The organism is Xenorhabdus sp. NBAII XenSa04 (genome assembly GCF_963866145.1).
Taxonomy (GTDB): domain Bacteria; phylum Pseudomonadota; class Gammaproteobacteria; order Enterobacterales; family Enterobacteriaceae; genus Xenorhabdus; species Xenorhabdus indica.
The window spans coordinates 1-18,459 of sequence record NZ_CAWMEB010000190.1 but is presented as its reverse complement, the minus strand read 5'-3'; the positions used below and the strand labels follow the sequence as shown (position 1 = coordinate 18,459).

General features: G+C 42.4%; 13 protein-coding genes and 1 pseudogene. 8 read left to right on the top strand and 6 right to left on the bottom strand.

Annotated elements, in window-relative coordinates; genetic code table 11:
- Nucleotides 1–91 precede the first annotated feature (91 nt).
- The gene (gene rep, locus AAC147_RS07990; RefSeq protein ID WP_047680020.1) at nt 92–2,125 is read right to left on the bottom strand and encodes a DNA helicase Rep; all 2,034 of its coding nucleotides are present in this window, start codon (nt 2,123–2,125) and stop codon (nt 92–94) included.
- A 237-nt stretch (nt 2,126–2,362) separates the two neighbouring features.
- Nucleotides 2,363–2,848 carry a thioesterase family protein gene (locus tag AAC147_RS07985; RefSeq protein ID WP_047680018.1) on the bottom strand — a complete coding sequence of 162 codons (486 nt, stop codon included), beginning with the start codon at nt 2,846–2,848 and terminating at the stop codon, nt 2,363–2,365.
- Between the two features lie 226 nt (nt 2,849–3,074).
- Here AAC147_RS07985 and AAC147_RS07980 point away from each other — a divergent pair.
- The 7 genes and pseudogenes from AAC147_RS07980 to AAC147_RS07950 all read left to right on the top strand — a co-directional run.
- Nucleotides 3,075–3,209 (top strand): annotated as a pseudogene (locus AAC147_RS07980) (phospholipase A); the annotation flags it as partial.
- Between the two features lie 58 nt (nt 3,210–3,267).
- On the top strand, nt 3,268–5,094 hold the full coding sequence (gene recQ / locus AAC147_RS07975; protein WP_047680016.1) for an ATP-dependent DNA helicase RecQ: 1,827 nt from the start codon (nt 3,268–3,270) through the stop codon (nt 5,092–5,094).
- Between the two features lie 66 nt (nt 5,095–5,160).
- Nucleotides 5,161–6,156 (top strand): lysophospholipase L2, encoded by a 996-nt coding sequence (gene pldB / locus AAC147_RS07970; RefSeq protein WP_047680014.1) that lies wholly within the window; start codon nt 5,161–5,163, stop codon nt 6,154–6,156.
- Nucleotides 6,157–6,210: 54 nt separating this feature from the next.
- Nucleotides 6,211–7,011 (top strand): sugar/pyridoxal phosphate phosphatase YigL, encoded by an 801-nt coding sequence (gene yigL / locus AAC147_RS07965; RefSeq protein ID WP_047680012.1) that lies wholly within the window; start codon nt 6,211–6,213, stop codon nt 7,009–7,011.
- Nucleotides 7,012–7,488: 477 nt separating this feature from the next.
- Nucleotides 7,489–8,886 carry an MFS transporter gene (locus AAC147_RS07960; protein WP_047680010.1) on the top strand — a complete coding sequence of 466 codons (1,398 nt, stop codon included), beginning with the start codon at nt 7,489–7,491 and terminating at the stop codon, nt 8,884–8,886.
- A gap of 69 nt (nt 8,887–8,955) precedes the next feature.
- The gene (locus AAC147_RS07955) at nt 8,956–9,966 is read left to right on the top strand and encodes a LacI family DNA-binding transcriptional regulator (protein WP_047680008.1); all 1,011 of its coding nucleotides are present in this window, start codon (nt 8,956–8,958) and stop codon (nt 9,964–9,966) included.
- 364 nt (nt 9,967–10,330) lie between these two features.
- Nucleotides 10,331–10,687 (top strand): DUF805 domain-containing protein, encoded by a 357-nt coding sequence (locus tag AAC147_RS07950; protein ID WP_047680006.1) that lies wholly within the window; start codon nt 10,331–10,333, stop codon nt 10,685–10,687.
- Nucleotides 10,688–10,807: 120 nt separating this feature from the next.
- On the opposite strand, the gene AAC147_RS07945 is transcribed toward AAC147_RS07950, so the two are convergent.
- The 4 genes from AAC147_RS07945 to rsgA all read right to left on the bottom strand — a co-directional run bounded on the left by AAC147_RS07945 (nt 10,808) and on the right by rsgA (nt 17,583).
- Complete coding sequence (locus tag AAC147_RS07945; protein WP_047680004.1) at nt 10,808–12,004, bottom strand: MFS transporter; 1,197 nt, start codon at nt 12,002–12,004, stop codon at nt 10,808–10,810.
- A gap of 50 nt (nt 12,005–12,054) precedes the next feature.
- On the bottom strand, nt 12,055–15,414 hold the full coding sequence (mscM, locus tag AAC147_RS07940) for a miniconductance mechanosensitive channel MscM (protein ID WP_047680002.1): 3,360 nt from the start codon (nt 15,412–15,414) through the stop codon (nt 12,055–12,057).
- Nucleotides 15,415–15,437: 23 nt separating this feature from the next.
- Nucleotides 15,438–16,370 carry an archaetidylserine decarboxylase gene (asd, locus tag AAC147_RS07935; RefSeq protein WP_052189429.1) on the bottom strand — a complete coding sequence of 311 codons (933 nt, stop codon included), beginning with the start codon at nt 16,368–16,370 and terminating at the stop codon, nt 15,438–15,440.
- 142 nt (nt 16,371–16,512) lie between these two features.
- Nucleotides 16,513–17,583: a small ribosomal subunit biogenesis GTPase RsgA gene (gene rsgA / locus AAC147_RS07930; protein ID WP_047679998.1), complete on the bottom strand. Its 1,071-nt coding sequence runs from the start codon at nt 17,581–17,583 to the stop codon at nt 16,513–16,515.
- A 110-nt stretch (nt 17,584–17,693) separates the two neighbouring features.
- Here rsgA and orn point away from each other — a divergent pair, with 110 nt between their 5' ends.
- Nucleotides 17,694–18,239 carry an oligoribonuclease gene (gene orn / locus AAC147_RS07925; RefSeq protein ID WP_047679996.1) on the top strand — a complete coding sequence of 182 codons (546 nt, stop codon included), beginning with the start codon at nt 17,694–17,696 and terminating at the stop codon, nt 18,237–18,239.
- Nucleotides 18,240–18,459 lie beyond the last annotated feature (220 nt).

Here is an 18,459-nt window from a genome sequence, read left to right as displayed (position 1 = left end):
TAATAACTCTTAACTTACAAGAAAAAACGAAGGAAAAGCACTCCCCAGTTACATCATTGGTGATGAGACTGGGGTAAGGATATTAACCCGCTTAGTAGTTACCACCATTTTTTTGTCCAAGGCCAAAACGGGATTTGATATCCGCAAGGCGTGATTGCCCCTGTTTCATACGTTCTTCTGCACTGATGGCTCTCTTACCTTGTGGCCAATCCAGATCATCTTGTGGCAACTCTAACAAAAATCGGCTCGGTTCAGGGCGGATCAATTCTCCATACTGGCGACGTTCTTTACTAAGGGTAAAAAAGAGTTCCCGTTGCGCACGGGTAATACCAACATAAGCCAAACGCCGTTCTTCTTCGATATTATCCTCATCAATACTGCTTTGATGTGGTAATAACCCTTCCTCCATTCCTACCAGAAAAACATAAGGAAATTCCAGGCCCTTGGAAGCATGCAACGTCATAAGCTGAACCTGATCCAATTCTTCATCTTCTTCACCCCGCTCCAGCATATCCCGTAAAGTAAAGCGAGCCACAACCTGAGAGAGTGTCATTGGTTCATTCAGATCATCACCTTCAAGCATTTCACTCATCCAGGTGAAAAGCTGATTGACATTCTTCATCCTCATTTCAGCAGCCTTAGGACTGGGAGAGTTCTCATACAGCCAACTTTCATAATCCATACCGTGCAATAAATCCCTTACGGCCAACAATGGTTCACGTTCTGCCTGACAGGAAATTTCATCCATCCAGTGGGTAAAACGCTGTAGAGCAGCCAATCCGCGACCGGACAAATTCTGCTCCAAACCAAGGTCGAAACTGGCATAATACAAGCTTTTGTCACGCTGCCTTGCCCATTCTCCCAATTTCTGAATCGTCACTGGCCCTATTTCCCGACGTGGTGTATTGACGATCCGTAAAAATGCACTGTCATCATCAGGATTCGTCATTATTCGCAGATAAGAGAGCAAATCCTTAATTTCCGGCCGGGAAAAAAACGACGTTCCACCAGAAATGCGGTAAGGAATGCGGTTTTGCATCAACATCTTTTCAAAGATACGGGATTGATGATTACCACGGTATAAAATAGCGTAATCTTTATACTCGGTTTTATTGATAAAGTGGTGGGCAATCAATTCCCCTACGACGCGCTCAGCTTCATGATCTTCATTATTTGCTTCGATCACACGTAGAGGATCGCCATAACTCAACTCAGAAAAAAGTTTCTTCTCAAATACATGAAGATTATTCGCAATCAGGATATTTGCCGATTTCAGTATTCTCCCTGATGAACGATAATTTTGCTCCAGCTTGATCACATTGAGTTGTGGGAAATCTTCCTTTAACAGGATTAGGTTTTGCGGACGAGCACCGCGCCATGAATAAATTGACTGGTCATCATCACCGACAACGGTAAAACGTGCCCGGTTACCTACCAGTAACTTCACCAGTTGATACTGACTGGTATTGGTATCCTGATATTCATCCACCAGCAAGTAACGAATTCTGTTTTGCCAACGCTCCCTGACTTCTTCGTCCCGCATTAACAACAATGTTGGTTTAGTAATCAGATCATCAAAATCAAGAACATTACAACTGTTCAGATGTAAATCGTAACGACGATAGCACTCTGCAAACTGATGTTCTTGAACTGAACGAGCTTGTCTCATCGCCTGTTCCGGTGACATCAGGTCATTCTTCCAGTTGGAGATATTTGAGATGAGTTTTTGTAGGAGATCTTTATCTTCTTCCAATAAATCCGCGGTCAGATCTTTCAACAATGCCATTTGATCCTGATCATCGAACAGAGAAAAGTTACTCTTCATCCCAAGTGCTTTATATTCACGCTTGACGATCTCCAGCCCTAACGTATGGAATGTTGAGATCATTAATCCCTTAGTTTCCTTACGACCCAATGTTTGGGCTACGCGCTCTTTCATTTCACGTGCGGCTTTATTGGTGAAAGTCACAGCCGCAATATGACGGGCTTGATAACCACAAATACGGATCAAGTGGGCTATTTTATTGGTGATAACTCTGGTCTTACCAGAGCCTGCACCCGCCAGAACCAAACAAGGCCCTGTCACAAATTCAACCGCTTGTTGTTGGCTAGGATTTAATCGCATACTGTTTTGAAGGTTATGTCAGGATGAAAGATCAAGGAGCGAAATTGTAGCAGAAAGCAGCACAGGAAGGAGATTTTCTTTACAGCAGGTGGTTATTACTAAATAAAGTGATAAATTGACAAGAAATTAGCGGGAATTAATAGTTCCGGTTCAATTATAGTTTAATAATTGGCGGGTTTATCTTGCAAAAAAGGAATGTGTTTTTTATCACATCCCTCTCGTTAAAAATATTAAACATCATCCAACCAAATAAGTTCCTGTTGCACTGGCGATATGTATCTGTTTTTCATTGTGCAATTCTATTCTGGCGACTGATACTTTATTACCGGCACGAATGATATGACTACTGGCGGTAAATACCTCGCCACGTCCGGGGCGCAGGTAATCAACGCGCAGATCTATAGTACCTATAGTAGGCAGACGTTTTTGCATTTCCTCTATCGTGATGACTTTCATCGTGGCCAGTGCACTCCCGGTACAGACTAAGCCACCAGCAACATCAAGTATTGAAGCTATAGCGCCACCATGCAGGATTTTTTGGGCTATATTACCCACCAGCTTATCTTGATGGAAAAATTGAAGTTCTGCATAGTCTTTTTCAAAACGAACCAATTCAAGCCCCAACAATTGGTTGAATGGCATATGATAAACAAACACCTCACCTATAAACTTACGAGCCTCTTCTTGTGTTAAAGGTTGGGTTGGTTGCTGTATCGTTTCCATATTGGATTTCCTGAGAATTAAAAAAATAAATTTACTGATATTAGATAGTTATTTTTGGTTAATAACTTGTTAAGTTTATGCTTTTATTTTCCAGCTTGCCAGTCTGAGAAGCGCTTCGAAAAAACAATTTCATAAAGAAAAAGTTGCTATAAAAAATGCTCGTTTCGTGTTTAGAATGTCTCAGTAATAAACAAGCAATGGTTATGATGGCAGGAACAGGGTTGACCCGAAGTCGAAACATGTTCGCGTTTATACACAAGTATTCAGTGGACAGGACGAGTCGATGATTGATTATAACTCCAGGCAGACTCGATTTGGCATCGGTGCCATGCTGAATGAGATATACTGTAATAGCTTCTAGATGTAATTTGTTTAAATAAATAGCTTTGAATAAATAATTTCAATAATTGAGGAAAGGCGTGTCTACCGCAGAAGTCATCAGCACGGCATCGCTGGCTGAACAAATATTACGAAAAACATTCGGATATCAGCAATTTCGTCCCGGACAGCAGCAGATAATAGACGCCGTTCTTGATGACCGTGATTGTCTGGTTATTATGCCGACAGGTGGCGGTAAATCGTTGTGTTATCAGATCCCTGCTTTGGTCAAAAATGGGTTAACACTGGTCGTTTCTCCATTGATCTCATTGATGAAAGATCAGGTTGATCAATTGAGAACAAATGGCATAGAAGCGGAGTGCTTAAACTCGACTCAAAGTCGTGAGCAACAATTCGATATTATCCGGCGTTGCCGTCAGGGAAGTATCAAACTGCTCTATATTGCACCGGAACGGATGGTAACTGATAACTTTCTCGATCATTTACATGACTGGCATCCGGCTTTGCTGGCAGTTGATGAAGCACATTGTATTTCTCAGTGGGGACATGATTTTCGGCCAGAATATCGTGCGCTTGGACAACTGCGCAGGCGCTTGCCTCATCTTCCTGTTATTGCACTGACAGCCACAGCAGATAAAACCACCCGACAAGATATTGTTCGCTTGTTGGAGTTGCGTGATCCCATTATTCATATCAGCAGTTTTGATCGTCCTAACATTCGCTATACATTGGTTGAAAAATATAAACCTCTTGATCAACTCTGGTCATTTGTTCGTAGCCAGCAAGGAAAGAGTGGGATTATTTACTGCAACAGCAGGAACAAAGTGGAAGAGACCTCAGAGCGACTGCAAAAACGGGGGTTGAGTGTCGCTCCTTATCATGCGGGGCTGGAGATCAACCAGCGTGCCTGGGTGCAAGATGCTTTCCAGCGGGATGATTTGCAGGTAGTTGTTGCGACAGTGGCGTTTGGTATGGGAATCAACAAACCCAACGTACGTTTTGTCGTGCATTTTGATATTCCCCGTAACATTGAATCTTACTATCAGGAAACGGGGCGTGCAGGGCGGGATGGTCTGCCTGCTGAAGCAGTACTGTTCTACGACCCGGCGGATATGGCATGGCTACGCCGTTGTCTGGAAGAAAAACCTACAGGTGAACAGCAGGATATTGAGCGGCATAAACTCAATGCTATGGGAGCGTTTGCGGAAGCGCAAACCTGCCGACGATTGGTATTACTCAATTATTTTGGCGAAAGCCAGCAAACTGCTTGTGGTAACTGTGATATCTGCCTTGATCCACCGAAACGTTATGATGGTTTAGTCGATGCACAGAAAGCCTTGTCCTGTATCTATCGCGTTGGACAACGATTTGGTATCGGCTATATTGTAGAAGTGTTGCGCGGTGCTAATAATCAACGTATCAGGGAGTTAGGGCATGATAAATTGCCCGTTTACGGTATTGGTAAAGAGCATAGTCAGGAACACTGGATGAGCATCCTGCGTCAGTTGATCCATCTGGGGTTAATCAACCAAAATATTGCCAATTATTCTGCATTACAATTGATGGAGGCGGCGCGGCCTGTTTTGCGTGGCGAAGTGCCTTTGCAACTTGCCGTGCCTCGGATCCAAAGTTTGAAAAGCAGAAATCAGCAAAACAAATCATACAGTGGAAACTATGATCGTAAGTTGTTCGCTAAGTTGCGGAAATTGCGTAAATCCATTGCTGATGAGAACAATATTCCGCCTTTTGTCGTTTTCAATGACGTAACGCTGATTGAAATGGCAGAACAGTGCCCAATAACGCCCAATGAACTTTTGCTTATTAACGGGGTTGGGCAGCGTAAACTGGAACGTTTTGGTGATGTTTTTATGACATTGATCCGTGAGCATTTCGAAGGATTTGAATAACAGCAGTCAACCATAGTCAACAAATAAAGAAATAACGGGAAAGATGACGGATATAGAGGATGATAAATGCCGCCTGAGATATTGAAAGCAAGCTGGTTAAACCGCGAACCTCAGTTCTCTGCGTTTACAAATGGATTATTGCTGGATTTTTGGAATACCAGAAACGAACGGGAATTTATAGGCGTTGATAATATTCCTATCTGTTATGTTTCTTTCTGTTCGCCCCAGCATGATAAGACATTGGTAATATCCCCTGGTCGTAGTGAAAGCTATGTGAAATATTCGGAAGTGGCTTACGATTTTTACCATCTGGGCTACAACATCTTTATTATTGATCATCGTGGTCAGGGGCTTTCAGGCAGAATGTTGACAGATCCTCAAAAAGGACATGTTGAAGCATTTGAACACTATGTGGATGATTTAGCAAAATTCATCGAATTAGAAATCGTTCCACTGCAATCGCATCGCTGTTATGCACTCGCTCACTCAATGGGCGGGGCTATACTGAGTTCTCTTCTATTACGCCAAGAATCAATATTCCGCGCTGTGGCACTGTGTGCTCCCATGTTTGGTATTAACTTACCAATGCCTCGTTGGTTGGCGAATTTCCTGGTCAACCAAACAGAACCTTACCCTAAAAGACGTAACAGATATGCGATATCAACAGGGCATTGGCGGCCATTACCCTATTTTGTCAACCTGTTAACCCATAGCTATGCACGTTATCAGCGATATTTACGCTATTATGTTGATTATCCTGAATTGCGCCTTGGAGGGCCGACTTACCGTTGGATGCGTGAAAGCATGCGAATGGGAGATAACTTAATTGAAAAGGCAGGAAAAATTCAGACACCACTTATTGTTTTAAAAGCTAGTGAAGATAAGGTAGTGAGTAATCGGGAGTTATTGGCTTTTTGCGAAGCGCGTCAAAAAGCCGGAGCGGGAAAAGAAGAACACAATCCTCTGGTTATCCAAGGGGCACACCATGAAATCCTGTTCGAAAAAGATGTATTACGGGCGCAGGCCCTTAATGCGATTTGTGATTTTTTTGATCAACACTGATTTATACCCAATAGATTTCAAGAAAGATGCGGGTATCGCTTAGGAATTTGAACCATGTACTATGTTGTTGCTTCAGACTTAGATGGCACACTGTTATCTCCCGATCACGTATTAACGCCGTATACTAAGAAAATTTTGAATCTTCTGACAGATAAAGGGATTCATTTTATTTTTGCGACAGGGCGTCATCACATTGATGTAGGGCAGATCCGCGATGGATTGGGTATTAATGCTTACATGATCACATCAAATGGGGCGAGAGTGCATAATGCACAGGGAGAACTGGTATTTAGTCATAATCTGGCACCGGAAATTGCCCGTGATTTATGTTTGCTGGAGTTTGATAATCCGAATGTTTTGACCAACTACTATAATAATGATGAATGGTGGATTAATCGTGAAAGCTCGGAACAGACTGAATTTTTTAAGGTGTCAGATTTCCATTTTCAGCGTTTCCAACGTGAGGATTTTCCTGTTAATGGTGTGTGCAAGGTCTATTATACCAGTGAAGATCATGACTATTTGATTCAACTGGAAGAGAGGATTGAAGCGCGTTGGGGAGATAAAGTCAACGTGAGTTTCTCTCTAAGAAATTGTCTGGAAGTCATGTCAGGAGGCGTATCCAAAGGGGAAGCATTGGCACAGGTCTGTCAATCCATCGGGTATCAATTAAGTGACTGTATTGCTTTTGGTGATGGAATGAATGATCTGGAAATGCTGAGCGTCGCGGGTAAAGGTTGCATTATGCAGGGCGCCCATCAGCGCCTAAAAGACATTTTGCCGGATATGGAAGTGATAGGTTCTAATGCCGATGATGCGGTTTCGCGTTATTTGCAAAGAATGTATCAAGTTTGATATTCATTTAAGTAATCAATTGAAAACAGCATCCATCAGGATGCTGTTTTTTTAATATAAAAAGTCAAACAAAAGGAAATAGTTTTTTCATGTAAATATTTCTCTATCTATTATCAAAAAACTATCACTTAATTTTCTTTTTCTATTATTATATTTATTGCTTGGATTTTTTTATTATTTTTTAGATGGTCACGGTGCTTTCTTGTCGTTTTTTTCAATCATATCAATGAATACAATTCCATTATATTAATAGCAATATAATTTTTGATAATCTATTTTAAAATTTATTAATTACAACAGTTAAATTTTCTATGATAGTTCTGACTGCAACCTAATTGTTGACTTATTTTATTTTAACAGTCTACGCGAGTAGATATGTCTGTATATGAAAATAAATCATGAATAAAAATAGTATTGTTACATTTGTTACGTTGGAATTAAAAACTTACTGTTCTGACACTCAGGGAATATATTGATATGCCGTATGAAAATACGGTGCCAGTTATAACACCGATACAGCACGCTTCTGAAACATGTTTGGCTACACCGGAAGGGCGAAGAGGGTTTTGGCGAGCCATTTTCTCCTGTTGGCTAGGTACGACAATGGAATATGCCGATTTCGCACTTTACGGTTTAGCCGCGGGTATCATTTTTGCTGACGTTTTCTTTCCTGAAACAGCACCAACGATAGCTTTATTGGCAAGTTTTGCTACTTACTCTGTCGGATTTATTGCCCGTCCCATTGGGGCACTTATATTTGGTTGGTTAGGCGATCGCAAAGGACGCAAATTTGTCATGTTAATGACAGTGACGCTTATGGGGATATCAACCACACTTATCGGGCTTATCCCTGGTTACGCTCTTATTGGCATTTGGGCACCGATTTGTTTGGTGACGCTGCGATTTATACAGGGATTAGGGGCAGGAGCGGCGTTATCCGGTGGTACTGTTATATTGGGTGAGTTTGCACCGCCAGCACAACGTGGTTTAGTTTCATCTATTATTGCTCTTGGCTCTAATGGTGGAACATTACTGGCATCACTTGTTTGGCTGCTGGTATTGATGATGGATAAAGAGAGTTTACTGGATTGGGGTTGGCGTATCCCATTTCTGTGCAGTTTTTTGATAGCGATAATGGCCTTATTCATTCGTCGTTACATGAGTGAAACACCCGTCTTTGAACGTTATAAAGCGATGATGACAGAACAGCGCGAACAAACATTGGCTGAGAGAGAAAAGTATCAGACAACCGATAGTTCTCGTTATTTCTGGCAACGAACCAGAGCATTCTGGCTTATGGTTGGCTTGCGTATTGGTGAAAATGGCCCGTCATATTTGGTGCAAGGGTTCATTATCGGTTACGTCGCTAATGTGCTGATGATGGACAAATTTATTCCAACGATTGCTGTGCTTATCGCATCAATATTGGGTTTTCTGATCATTCCATTGGCGGGCTATTTTTCAGATCGTTTTGGTCGCCGTATTACTTATCGTTGGTTTTGTCTATTACTTGTTTGTTACGCATTTCCTGCTTTTATGTTTTTGGAAAGCCGTGAACCTATTATTGTTATTCTGACTATTGTTGTAGGTATGGGATTGGCTTCACTCGGTATCTTTGGTGTGCAGGCCGCCTGGGGAGTTGAACTATTTGGGATAACTAACCGTTATTCCAAAATGGCCTTTGCAAAAGAATTAGGCGCTATGTTGTCTGGTGGAGCTGCGCCGTTGGTTGCCGCGGCTTTATTATCTTTCAGTGGGCATTGGTGGCCTATTGCCTGTTATTTTGCTGTGATGGCGGGTATCGGTTTTATTACAACATTTTTTGCACCTGAAACACGTGGCAGAGATCTGAATTTACTTGAGGACGCAATTTAGTGTCCTTCCATTTTTTGTATTCTTACCCATTGAATCTCTGTCTCAATTTGAGGGACTAACATAAGTATTATGAATTCTCGCTTAAAAAGAGTAACTCGTCGCGATGTTGCGAAAGAAGCCGGAACCTCGGTAGCCGTCGTCAGTTATGTCATCAACAATGGCCCACGACCTGTTGCAGAAGCTACTCGCCAGCGCGTATTAGCAGCGATAAAAAAAACAGGCTATCGGCCGAATAACATTGCGAAAGCATTAGCTTCTGGTTCGACACACGCTTATGGTTTGATCCTGCCGGATATCTCCAATCCCTTTCTTTCTTCGGTAGCTTGTGCTTTGCAGCAGGAGGCTTTTAAACATGGACAAGTATTGTTACCGGGAGATTCAGGAGATAACCGATTACGGGAAAAGGAGCTTATCAACAATTTATTGAATCGTCAGATCGACGGTTTGCTATATACTAGTGTGGATCGCCATCCTTATATTGATTTGATTCAGGCCAGTGGAACTCCCTGCGTTATGCTTGATTGGGTTAATGCTGATTCAAATGTTAGTGCAATTCTTGTGAATGAAAGGATTGCAGCATTTAAAGTGACTCAACACCTGACAGAGCATGGTTACCGCGATATTGCCATTATCTGTGGTCCTCTTAATATGTTGAATACTCAGGATCGTCTTTCTGGCTGGCGGGATGCTTTAAAACAAGCAGATTTGATGGTACGGGAAGAATGGATTTTTTCCACGGACTATACTCGCCTGGGCGGTTATGAAGCAACGTTACGGATGCTGAAAGGGAAATTACCTCGTGCACTGTTTGCTACTAATGAATTGCAGGCATTCGGTTGTTTGCGCGCGCTGGCTGAACATAAGATAGCAGTGCCTGCTGATATTGCCTTGGTTTGTTTCAATGCGACTCAGCAATCTCTGTTTAATGTGCCTTCCTTAACCGCGGTTCGCCAGCCGGTTGATCAAATGGCACAAACAGCTATCGAAATATTGCGATCATGGACTGGCAAAGCTCAGGAATGCGAATTTGAGTTTGAACTACAAGTTGGTGAATCTTGTGGTTGTCTGGTTGGGCGGTAACCTTACTCAAACTATGTGACAGTAAAATAAGCTACCGCATTTACTTCAAAAGTCGGATACAAGACAATGGATGAGAGTACTTAAAAATTGTTTTATTGGTAGTTAATAATGAATTAAAGGGCTTTTTTTTCCTGATAGATTCATAGATAACTTTGATATGAAGTAGATGAATGTATATTTAACGCACTTTAAATTTTATCTTTGTAAGATTTTCTTAATCCATTATCTAATAATGACATTATTAATTTCATATTATTTTTTTAAGAATAGAGCGTAGACTTTAAAAGATAAGTGAGTATAAAATTTGGCATCCTTTATAGTTTGTCTCCTTTTTTATATGATTTGTTCTTAAAGAGAAAATATTATGAATTGGTATTTTCAAGTTTTTAAAAATTACGCTGTTTTTTCAGGGCGTGCGCGTCGTAAAGAATATTGGATGTTTTATCTTTTCAATATAATTATTTTTTTTGCCATCTGCATATTAGGTGCAATACTCAGTGATACTATTGGTTTTATCGTGATGATGCTTATTTATGCATTGGTTGCTTTTATCCCATCACTTGCAGTGACAGTACGCCGTCTTCACGATACTAATCGTTCTGGTTGGTGGTTTTTACTGACTTTTGTTCCAATTGCTGGCATTGCAGTATTTATATTCACTCTCTTAGAAGGCACTGAAGGCAGTAATGACTATGGTGCTGATCCGAAAGCCATGCGTTAATACTTTAATATCTCTTTGATTTTATTTCTTTAGTTTGCCATCATCTCAAAAACGTCGTCTATTATTTTATAGCGGCGTTTTTTGTTTTTTTATAAATAAACACCGAATTTATTCTGAATATCAGTCACGAAGAAGCAAATAAATCAATAAACCTCCCAGGACCATTGCTGCCATAATTATCGGTGTTTGCTGGGCGATTCTGGATTCCAGTACAGCACCGAAACAGACATATCCAAGAGGAACACTAAGAAAACGTGTGGAGGTAAATAGGGTCATTATCCGACTAAATAAATTTTCTGGCACTCGGCGCTGAATTAATGTGATTTCTACCGGTGCTGCAAAACCAATACTACAGCCGATGGCAAAAAGTTGGATAAATAGGACATACTGTTCACTGAATAGAGATAACGATATGAAGCTTAATCCGAGCAGGCTGTAACCGGCCAAAATAATTGGGTAACCGGAAAAATGTTTGCCATAGATGCCGTATAACAAAGAGGAAAGCGTTGTACCTATACCAAAACTTGTCATCGAAATGCCAAGACTGACAACGGAATTAAATTCGGTTTTATTTATGTAAGGCAGATAAATTATCAAGAATGGAGTGATAACAAAATTGATTATTGAGCTGAGAATTAGAACAGAAAACAACTCCTTTTCTGACTTGATATAGTTGAATGCTTCAAGGAAATAACGGTGTAGCAGAGAAGGAGGTTCAGTCACCTGATCTATATCGGCGATAAAATGTTTCTTCAGAATGATGATCCCCAGTGCAACCACTAAAAAACTGACTGCATCAAAATATAAGGCATTTATTGTACCGAGCGTTGCGATGATCAGTGAGCCAAAAATCGGGCCAATAAGATCACAGATATTTTCAATAGTACTGTTTATTCCGTTAATTAACTCATTCTCTCTTTTATGCTGTTTTATCTCTTTTGCCAGCATGACATCTTTTGCCAGACGCCCAGGAGAATCCAGAATGGTTGAAAATATTAGCAGGATAGCCAACAAATAAAAGTGCAGCATATCTACTGCGTAAAACACGGGGATTAATAATACACTCAGGAAATTAACTAAATCAGATAGCATTGAGATGCGAAACGCACCATATTTATCCACCAACTGCGCGCTAAAGAAAATAGAAAATATCAATGGTACTATTTTGGCCGACATAACGGCAGCAACCAACAATGGGCTACCTGATATTTCCAGAATCAACCAAGGAATGGCAATTTCTGTAATGGTGTTTCCCAGAATAGAAACACCATTTAATGCCAGTAAGCCACTTATTTGAAAAGGGATGCGTCTCACCATATTTTGAATTTCTTCTTTCCTTAATTTTCTTCTCTAATTAAGCCTTAACCTTACAGATCTCCTGGTTTACGGGGAGGATTACGACCTGATGTATTGGTAGTATTACTGCGAATAGTAGTACTGCGAATTTCCTGCCCAAAAATATCAACATGTGCCTGAAATGGTGGGAACGGCAGGGTAATATCATGTTTGCGGAATTCCTGCAAAATATACTGATGCACTTCATGGCGGGCAGGCATACGATGCCCCATTTCTGCGGCATACGCACGCAGTTCATAGATCTGAATCCCTTGTTGCAGGTCAACCAGATAGACTTCGGGTATCGGGTTATCGAGAATTAACGGGCACCGTCTGGCGGCAGTCATTAATATATCAGTTGCTTTCGCGGACTCTGTTTCCACGGGGACAGGAATAGTCAAGACAATACGGGTAATTGTATCTGACAATGACCAGTTGATAAATTGCTCAGTAATAAATGCTTTGTTAGGGACGATAATCTCTTTTCTGTCCCAATCGGACAGAGTGGTTGCCCGTGTGTTGATTTTCGTGATACTACCAGTCAAACCTCGAATAGTCACAGTATCGCCAATGCGGATTGGCTTTTCGAACAAGATCATCAGGCCAGAAATAATATTGGCAAAAATTTCCTGTAATCCAAAACCAAGCCCAACCCCCATTGCTGCAATCAGCCATTGCAGTTTCGACCATTCAATGCCTATTAGTGAGAAACCGACAATCCCACCGATCAGGGTAATACCATATTTGGTTAATGTTGTGATGGCATAACCTGTGCCCGGTGTCAGTTCCAAGTGCTGTAACAGTGCCAGCTCAAGTAGTGCAGGTAGGTTGCGGATAAGCTGTGCAGTGATCACAATAACCAGGATCGCAATCAGAACGGAACCCATTGTTATTGGCTGAACGGTATCAACACCGTTGATGGTTGTGGTGACATCCCATAGCCGGATGTTTTCGAGGAAAGAGAAAGCAGAATGTAATTCTGACCACAGCAGGATTAATGAAACCAGCGCGATCATGGTCAGGATAGAACGCATCAATCCCAGGGACTGGGCGCTGATTGCATCTAAATCGATAACCGGTTCTTCTATTTCGATGGATCCTTCAACGCTGCTGTTGATATTGGTGGAGTCTTCTTCATTTTTGGCACGTTGGGCAAGGATATCGGCACGACGCTGCTTCGCTCTTTCGAACGCAATTTTACGACGTTGGATTAACATCCATCGACGAGTAATGTGGTAGATGACCAACAGAGAGAACCAGATGGCCACCGAAGTTTCTAGCCGAGCCAGCAATGCTTGTGATGTTTGCAGGTAGCCGAGCACGGATGCCAGTGCAGCCAGAATGGGTGCAGAGAGCAGTATCCACCACAACACAGAGTTTATGATGTTTTCACCCGAACCGTGTTTGTCCATGTACAGTGGAATGCCTGCGCGTTTTAGCGTAATGGTGACCAAGCTCAGGGAAACACAAAGCATCAGGAAGCATAATCTGCCGAGTGTCGCGGCAAACTCACGCTCACTGTAATTGTTGAATGTGATAAGTGCCATCATGAGAGGGACAATCAGGAATATCGACAAACGATAAAACCGCATTGCCCGTTTTACCCGCTCTTCTGGCCAACGGAAATGGGCAATGAATAGGCCATTAGGATGAGCAAATGCCGCACTGAGCATGAAAATCCACAGGACAGGCGTTGTTTCACTGACTCCGTTGCCAATTGCTGTCGCCATTGGGTACTGCCACGCATTTTTCAGGCCGTAGCCAATCGCTGACCAAAGCATCGGCAGGGGAAGCGCCGCGATAACAGACCAGAATACTGTACGCAGAGTAAGGGTGAAGTGATCTTGTGTCACTTTGCCAATACGGTTGCTGGAACGTTCAAGGAAAGCATGATATTGGCGATGTGAACTGATGCTGAAAATCACCAGCAATAATGTCCCTAGCAAATAGAGCAACGTGTCCTGCGTGGTCAGCATAACGTGAATGGCAATGCCCAATTGGGAGAACGTGTCCAGAGAGAGCAGGCGGGTTAGATCCTTTACTACCCGCAGCGGGTAATCCAGGGAAATAGGGTCGACATCTGCAACCCAAAACAGATAACGGTGAGTTGCATCTTTAACTTCTTTCAAAGCATCATTTAATTGGCTGGTGGATACTTTGAGTTTTGTCAGCTCCAATATTTCACTGTCATAGCCTGAAAGCAGAGAATTCAGTAACTCTTTTCTGGTACGAATAAGGGAATCGTAAACCTGTTTTTGTGCCGGGGTCAGATTATTATATGCAACGGGAGTTTGCCCGATTTCCCGTTGAGCGTTTTCCAGCATTTCTTCATATTTCAGCCTTTCGACCCGTAACTCCACTATGCTTCGGTCAAGTTGTTGGGATTTCGGAACATCCGGGATGTGGGTTAACTGTGTTCTTAAAGCGGCCCCTAGTGCTGTTGAATCACCTAACCATTGCGCCTGTTCGCGAATGGTATTGAGTGTCTGGCGTACCCGCAGAATATCATCGGCTGCTTTGCGTTGCTGTGAGCCAATGGAATCCATACGTTGGGTTTGCTGGTTAAGCATTTGTGACAGATGGCGGTTCTGCTGAAGCTCATCCAATAAAAATTGCGGCAGTTTCCCTCCATTCTGTCCCGCCAGCATTTCAGTATGTTCAAGAGCTGATTCTGCTTTTTGCTGCCGCTGAGTATTTAATTGACTGCGCAATTGCTGGAGTTGGTAATCCAGCCGTTGATAGCGTTTTTTAAATAATTCTGCCCGTAAGCGAGCAATTTCCTGTCGATTATTGGCAGAAAGTTGTGCCATCTCCAATTCATTAGTCACCGACTTGCGGGCATTCACTTCTGCTTGTGCAAGGGTTAATTGGGCTTCACCCAACAGCGTGGGAGGGGGACTCAATGATTGAAGCCGGGAAGTTGCCTCGGTTAGCAGGCGTCTTGCTTCAGCTTGTTGTTGAGGTAAGAGGTTGACTGAGTCACTGATTTCCCGAATTTTATCCTGTTCTTGTTGTAACTGCCGTTCTTGCTCCAGCAATTGGCTGCTGAGCTGGATAATTTGCTGTTCTAAACTGCTGATTGGCTGATTAGCCGCAATAGTAGGAGGAGGCTCACTTGCAGCCAGAATTTTCTGGCGCAACTCTTTAATAATTTTAGGAAAATCATCAATGGCTTGTTGATATTTCTCAATTCTTTCCTTAGAGGACTTGGTATCATTAACCCAGTTGACAGCCCCTTGAAATGCTTGTGCAACCTCCGCATCCTGTGGATTTTTACTGCCTTCAACCTGTTTTAAATTTTGTTTCAGTTGATTTTCATCTAGCTGTATTGCGGAAGCAAAAGCCAGATTCGTAATTAACAGGCTAAGAAGTAAACTGATAATCAGGCGCACAATAAGGGGCTCCTTGGTAATAATTAACTAGCGTTATTTTGATTCATGGAAACATCAGCGTGCTCAGTTTGTTCTCCCTCTTTGGTGATAGTTTGGGTGATAGTTTGTGCCAGTAAGCCACCTACTAGGGTCTGTGAACCACTGTATAAATTATTAGCAAACTGAATCTGATTAGGAGTAAACAAATTGATTACGGTTGAACCAAGTTTGAAACGACCCATTTCTTCTCCTTTTTTGAGGGAAACGGCACCTTCTCCTTCTGCCGGATAAGTCCAGCGTTTGATAATGCCTTCACGTGGAGGTGTTACACAGCCACTCCAGACGGTTTCTATGCTACCTACAATAGTTGCACCAACCAAAATTTGTACCATTGGACCGAAGGCAGTATCAAACAGGCAGATAACCCGCTCATTGCGTGCAAACAGATTAGGGACATTTGCAGCAGTCAATGGATTGACAGAAAATAGATCTCCCGGAACATAAATCATCTCTTTCAGTACGCCGTCACATGGCATATGGACACGGTGGTAATCTTTTGGTGACAAGTAAATCGTGACAAACTGACCATTGCGAAATTGCTCGGCAAGCTGGTATTGACCAGCCAACAATGCTTCTACAGTGTAGTAGTGGCCTTTTGCCTGAATAATTTGTTCTTCTCGGATAGCGCCTAACTGGCTGATAGTGCCGTCTGCGGGAAGAGCCAGTTGATGAGTTTCATTGACGATAGGGCGAATACCCTCTTTTAATGGGCGAACAAAAAACTCATTGAATGTTGAATAAGCTTTAAAAGAAGACTCTTGGGCTTCATTCATATTGACTTTATAAACTTTGGCAAAAACCTGAATGGCAAGTTGTGTTAACCAACCCGCCTTTTTATTCGCAAACCAACCTGCTAAGTGAGTAATACATTGCTTTGGCAGTAAATATTGTAGTCTGATTTTAATATTGTCTAGCACATTAACCTCTTGGATTTTTTATACCCGTCTTTCTAATTCGCAGTCTGAATCTATGGGGTATATAGGTAAATTGGGCAAAAGTCAGCTATTGTACCTGCCCTTATGTTGAATGTCAGGGCAACGTTTTGCTAATTATTGTGTCTCATTTTTGAGCGTCAGTGAAATTTTTGCGTGGCTTTACCTGAGCCATACTTTCCAGTATGCGGTGGTAATTTTCAAAACGCTCTTCCGCGATAGACCCTAGTTCCAGAGCTTCCCGTAAAGCGCAGCCGGGATCATCCCGATGCTTACAATCACGGAATTTACATCCACCAAGATAATTACGGAATTCAATGAAACCTTGTGCTACCTGTTCTGGTGTCAGGTGCCATAACCCGAATTCCCGGACTCCGGGGGAGTCGATGACATCGCCTCCCTGTGGAAAATGATAGAGGCGTGCTGTTGTTGTAGTATGTTGACCAAGGCCGGAATTATCCGAGACTTCATTGACCAGAATCTCTTTTTCGCTGTCCGGGAGCAGTGTGTTAAGCAGGCTGGATTTCCCGACCCCGGATTGACCAGCGAAGATACTGATTTTATCAGCCAGTAAGTTAATCAGTTCTGGTATACCTTCTTCTGTATAGCTGGAAACTTCCAGTACCCGATAGCCGATATGACGGTAAATATCCATGACACTGTTGACCCATTCCCGACTTTCTTCATCCAATAGATCAATTTTATTGAGCACAATCAAAGGTTCAATATTGAGTGTTTCACATGCAACCAGATAGCGATCGATAATATTCAGTGAAAGTTCAGGCAATATGGCAGAAACAATCACAATTTGGTTGATATTGGCTGCAATGGGTTTAATGCCATCGTAATAATCAGGGCGGGTTAGGACGGAAGAGCGCTCATGTACCGCTTCGACAATCCCATTGATCTTCACATCAGACTGGCGTTGTAATGCAGGTCGCCATACGACACGGTCACCAGTTACCAGTGAACGGATTGTCCTGCGGATATTACAGCGTTGTATGGAGCCGTCTGCGGCTTCAATGTCGGTATGCTGGCCGAATCGACTGATAACCAGCCCTTCTTGTGGCTCACCAAGCTGGCTGTCATCCAGTTCTGGTTTTTGGGCATCAGTCCTGTTGAGCGGCTGTTTCAGCCTGCGCTGGTGATTGGCCTGCACACGGCGTTGCTGCCCTTTGGAAAGTTTACTTTTAGCCACCGAACCTCACTTATTTCATCTATCTTTCTGATTATCGCTGTGGGTGATCAAAAACGTTATGATACACCTCTGATACAGATTACCTGTTTTGAAGGAACCTAGGATATATCATGTCAAAAAGTGAGAACAATCTTATCTGGATAGATTTAGAAATGACGGGCTTAGATCCAGAGCGTGATCGCATAATTGAAATTGCGACGATCGTGACCGATTCAGAGCTGAATATCCTCGCGGAGGGGCCAGTTATCGCAGTCCATCAGTCAGATGAACAACTGGCGCTGATGGATGACTGGAACGTTCGAACGCATACCACCAGCGGATTAGTGGAACGTGTAAAGCAGAGTTCATTTGATGAGGTTGAAGCTGAAAAAGCAACGATTGCTTTTCTGGAGCAATGGGTGCCGGCAGGAAAATCACCTATCTGTGGTAACAGCATAGGCCAAGATCGCCGTTTCTTGTTCCGTTATATGCCTGAACTGGAAAAATATTTTCACTATCGTTATTTGGATGTGAGTACGCTTAAAGAGCTGGCGCGTCGTTGGAAACCTGAATTGCTGGCCGGATTAAGTAAAAAGAATTCCCATCAGGCATTGGATGATATCCGGGAATCAATTGCTGAACTGGTTTATTACCGCGAGCATTTTATCCAGAAGTAAAGGGCGAGCCGATACAAGGATTGATTGTACATAAATTTATCTCTGAGTTGATGGTTAAGCGGATAATTTGCTGGTTTAACCGTCAATCAGAGGAAAAAAGCGAATTTTTATATTTTGGGGCTTGCCAGAAGAAGAATTCTTCGTATAATGCGCTCCCCGTACCGATGAAGAATTTCACAAGTACAGCATATCAAAATTAAGCGGGAATAGCTCAGTTGGT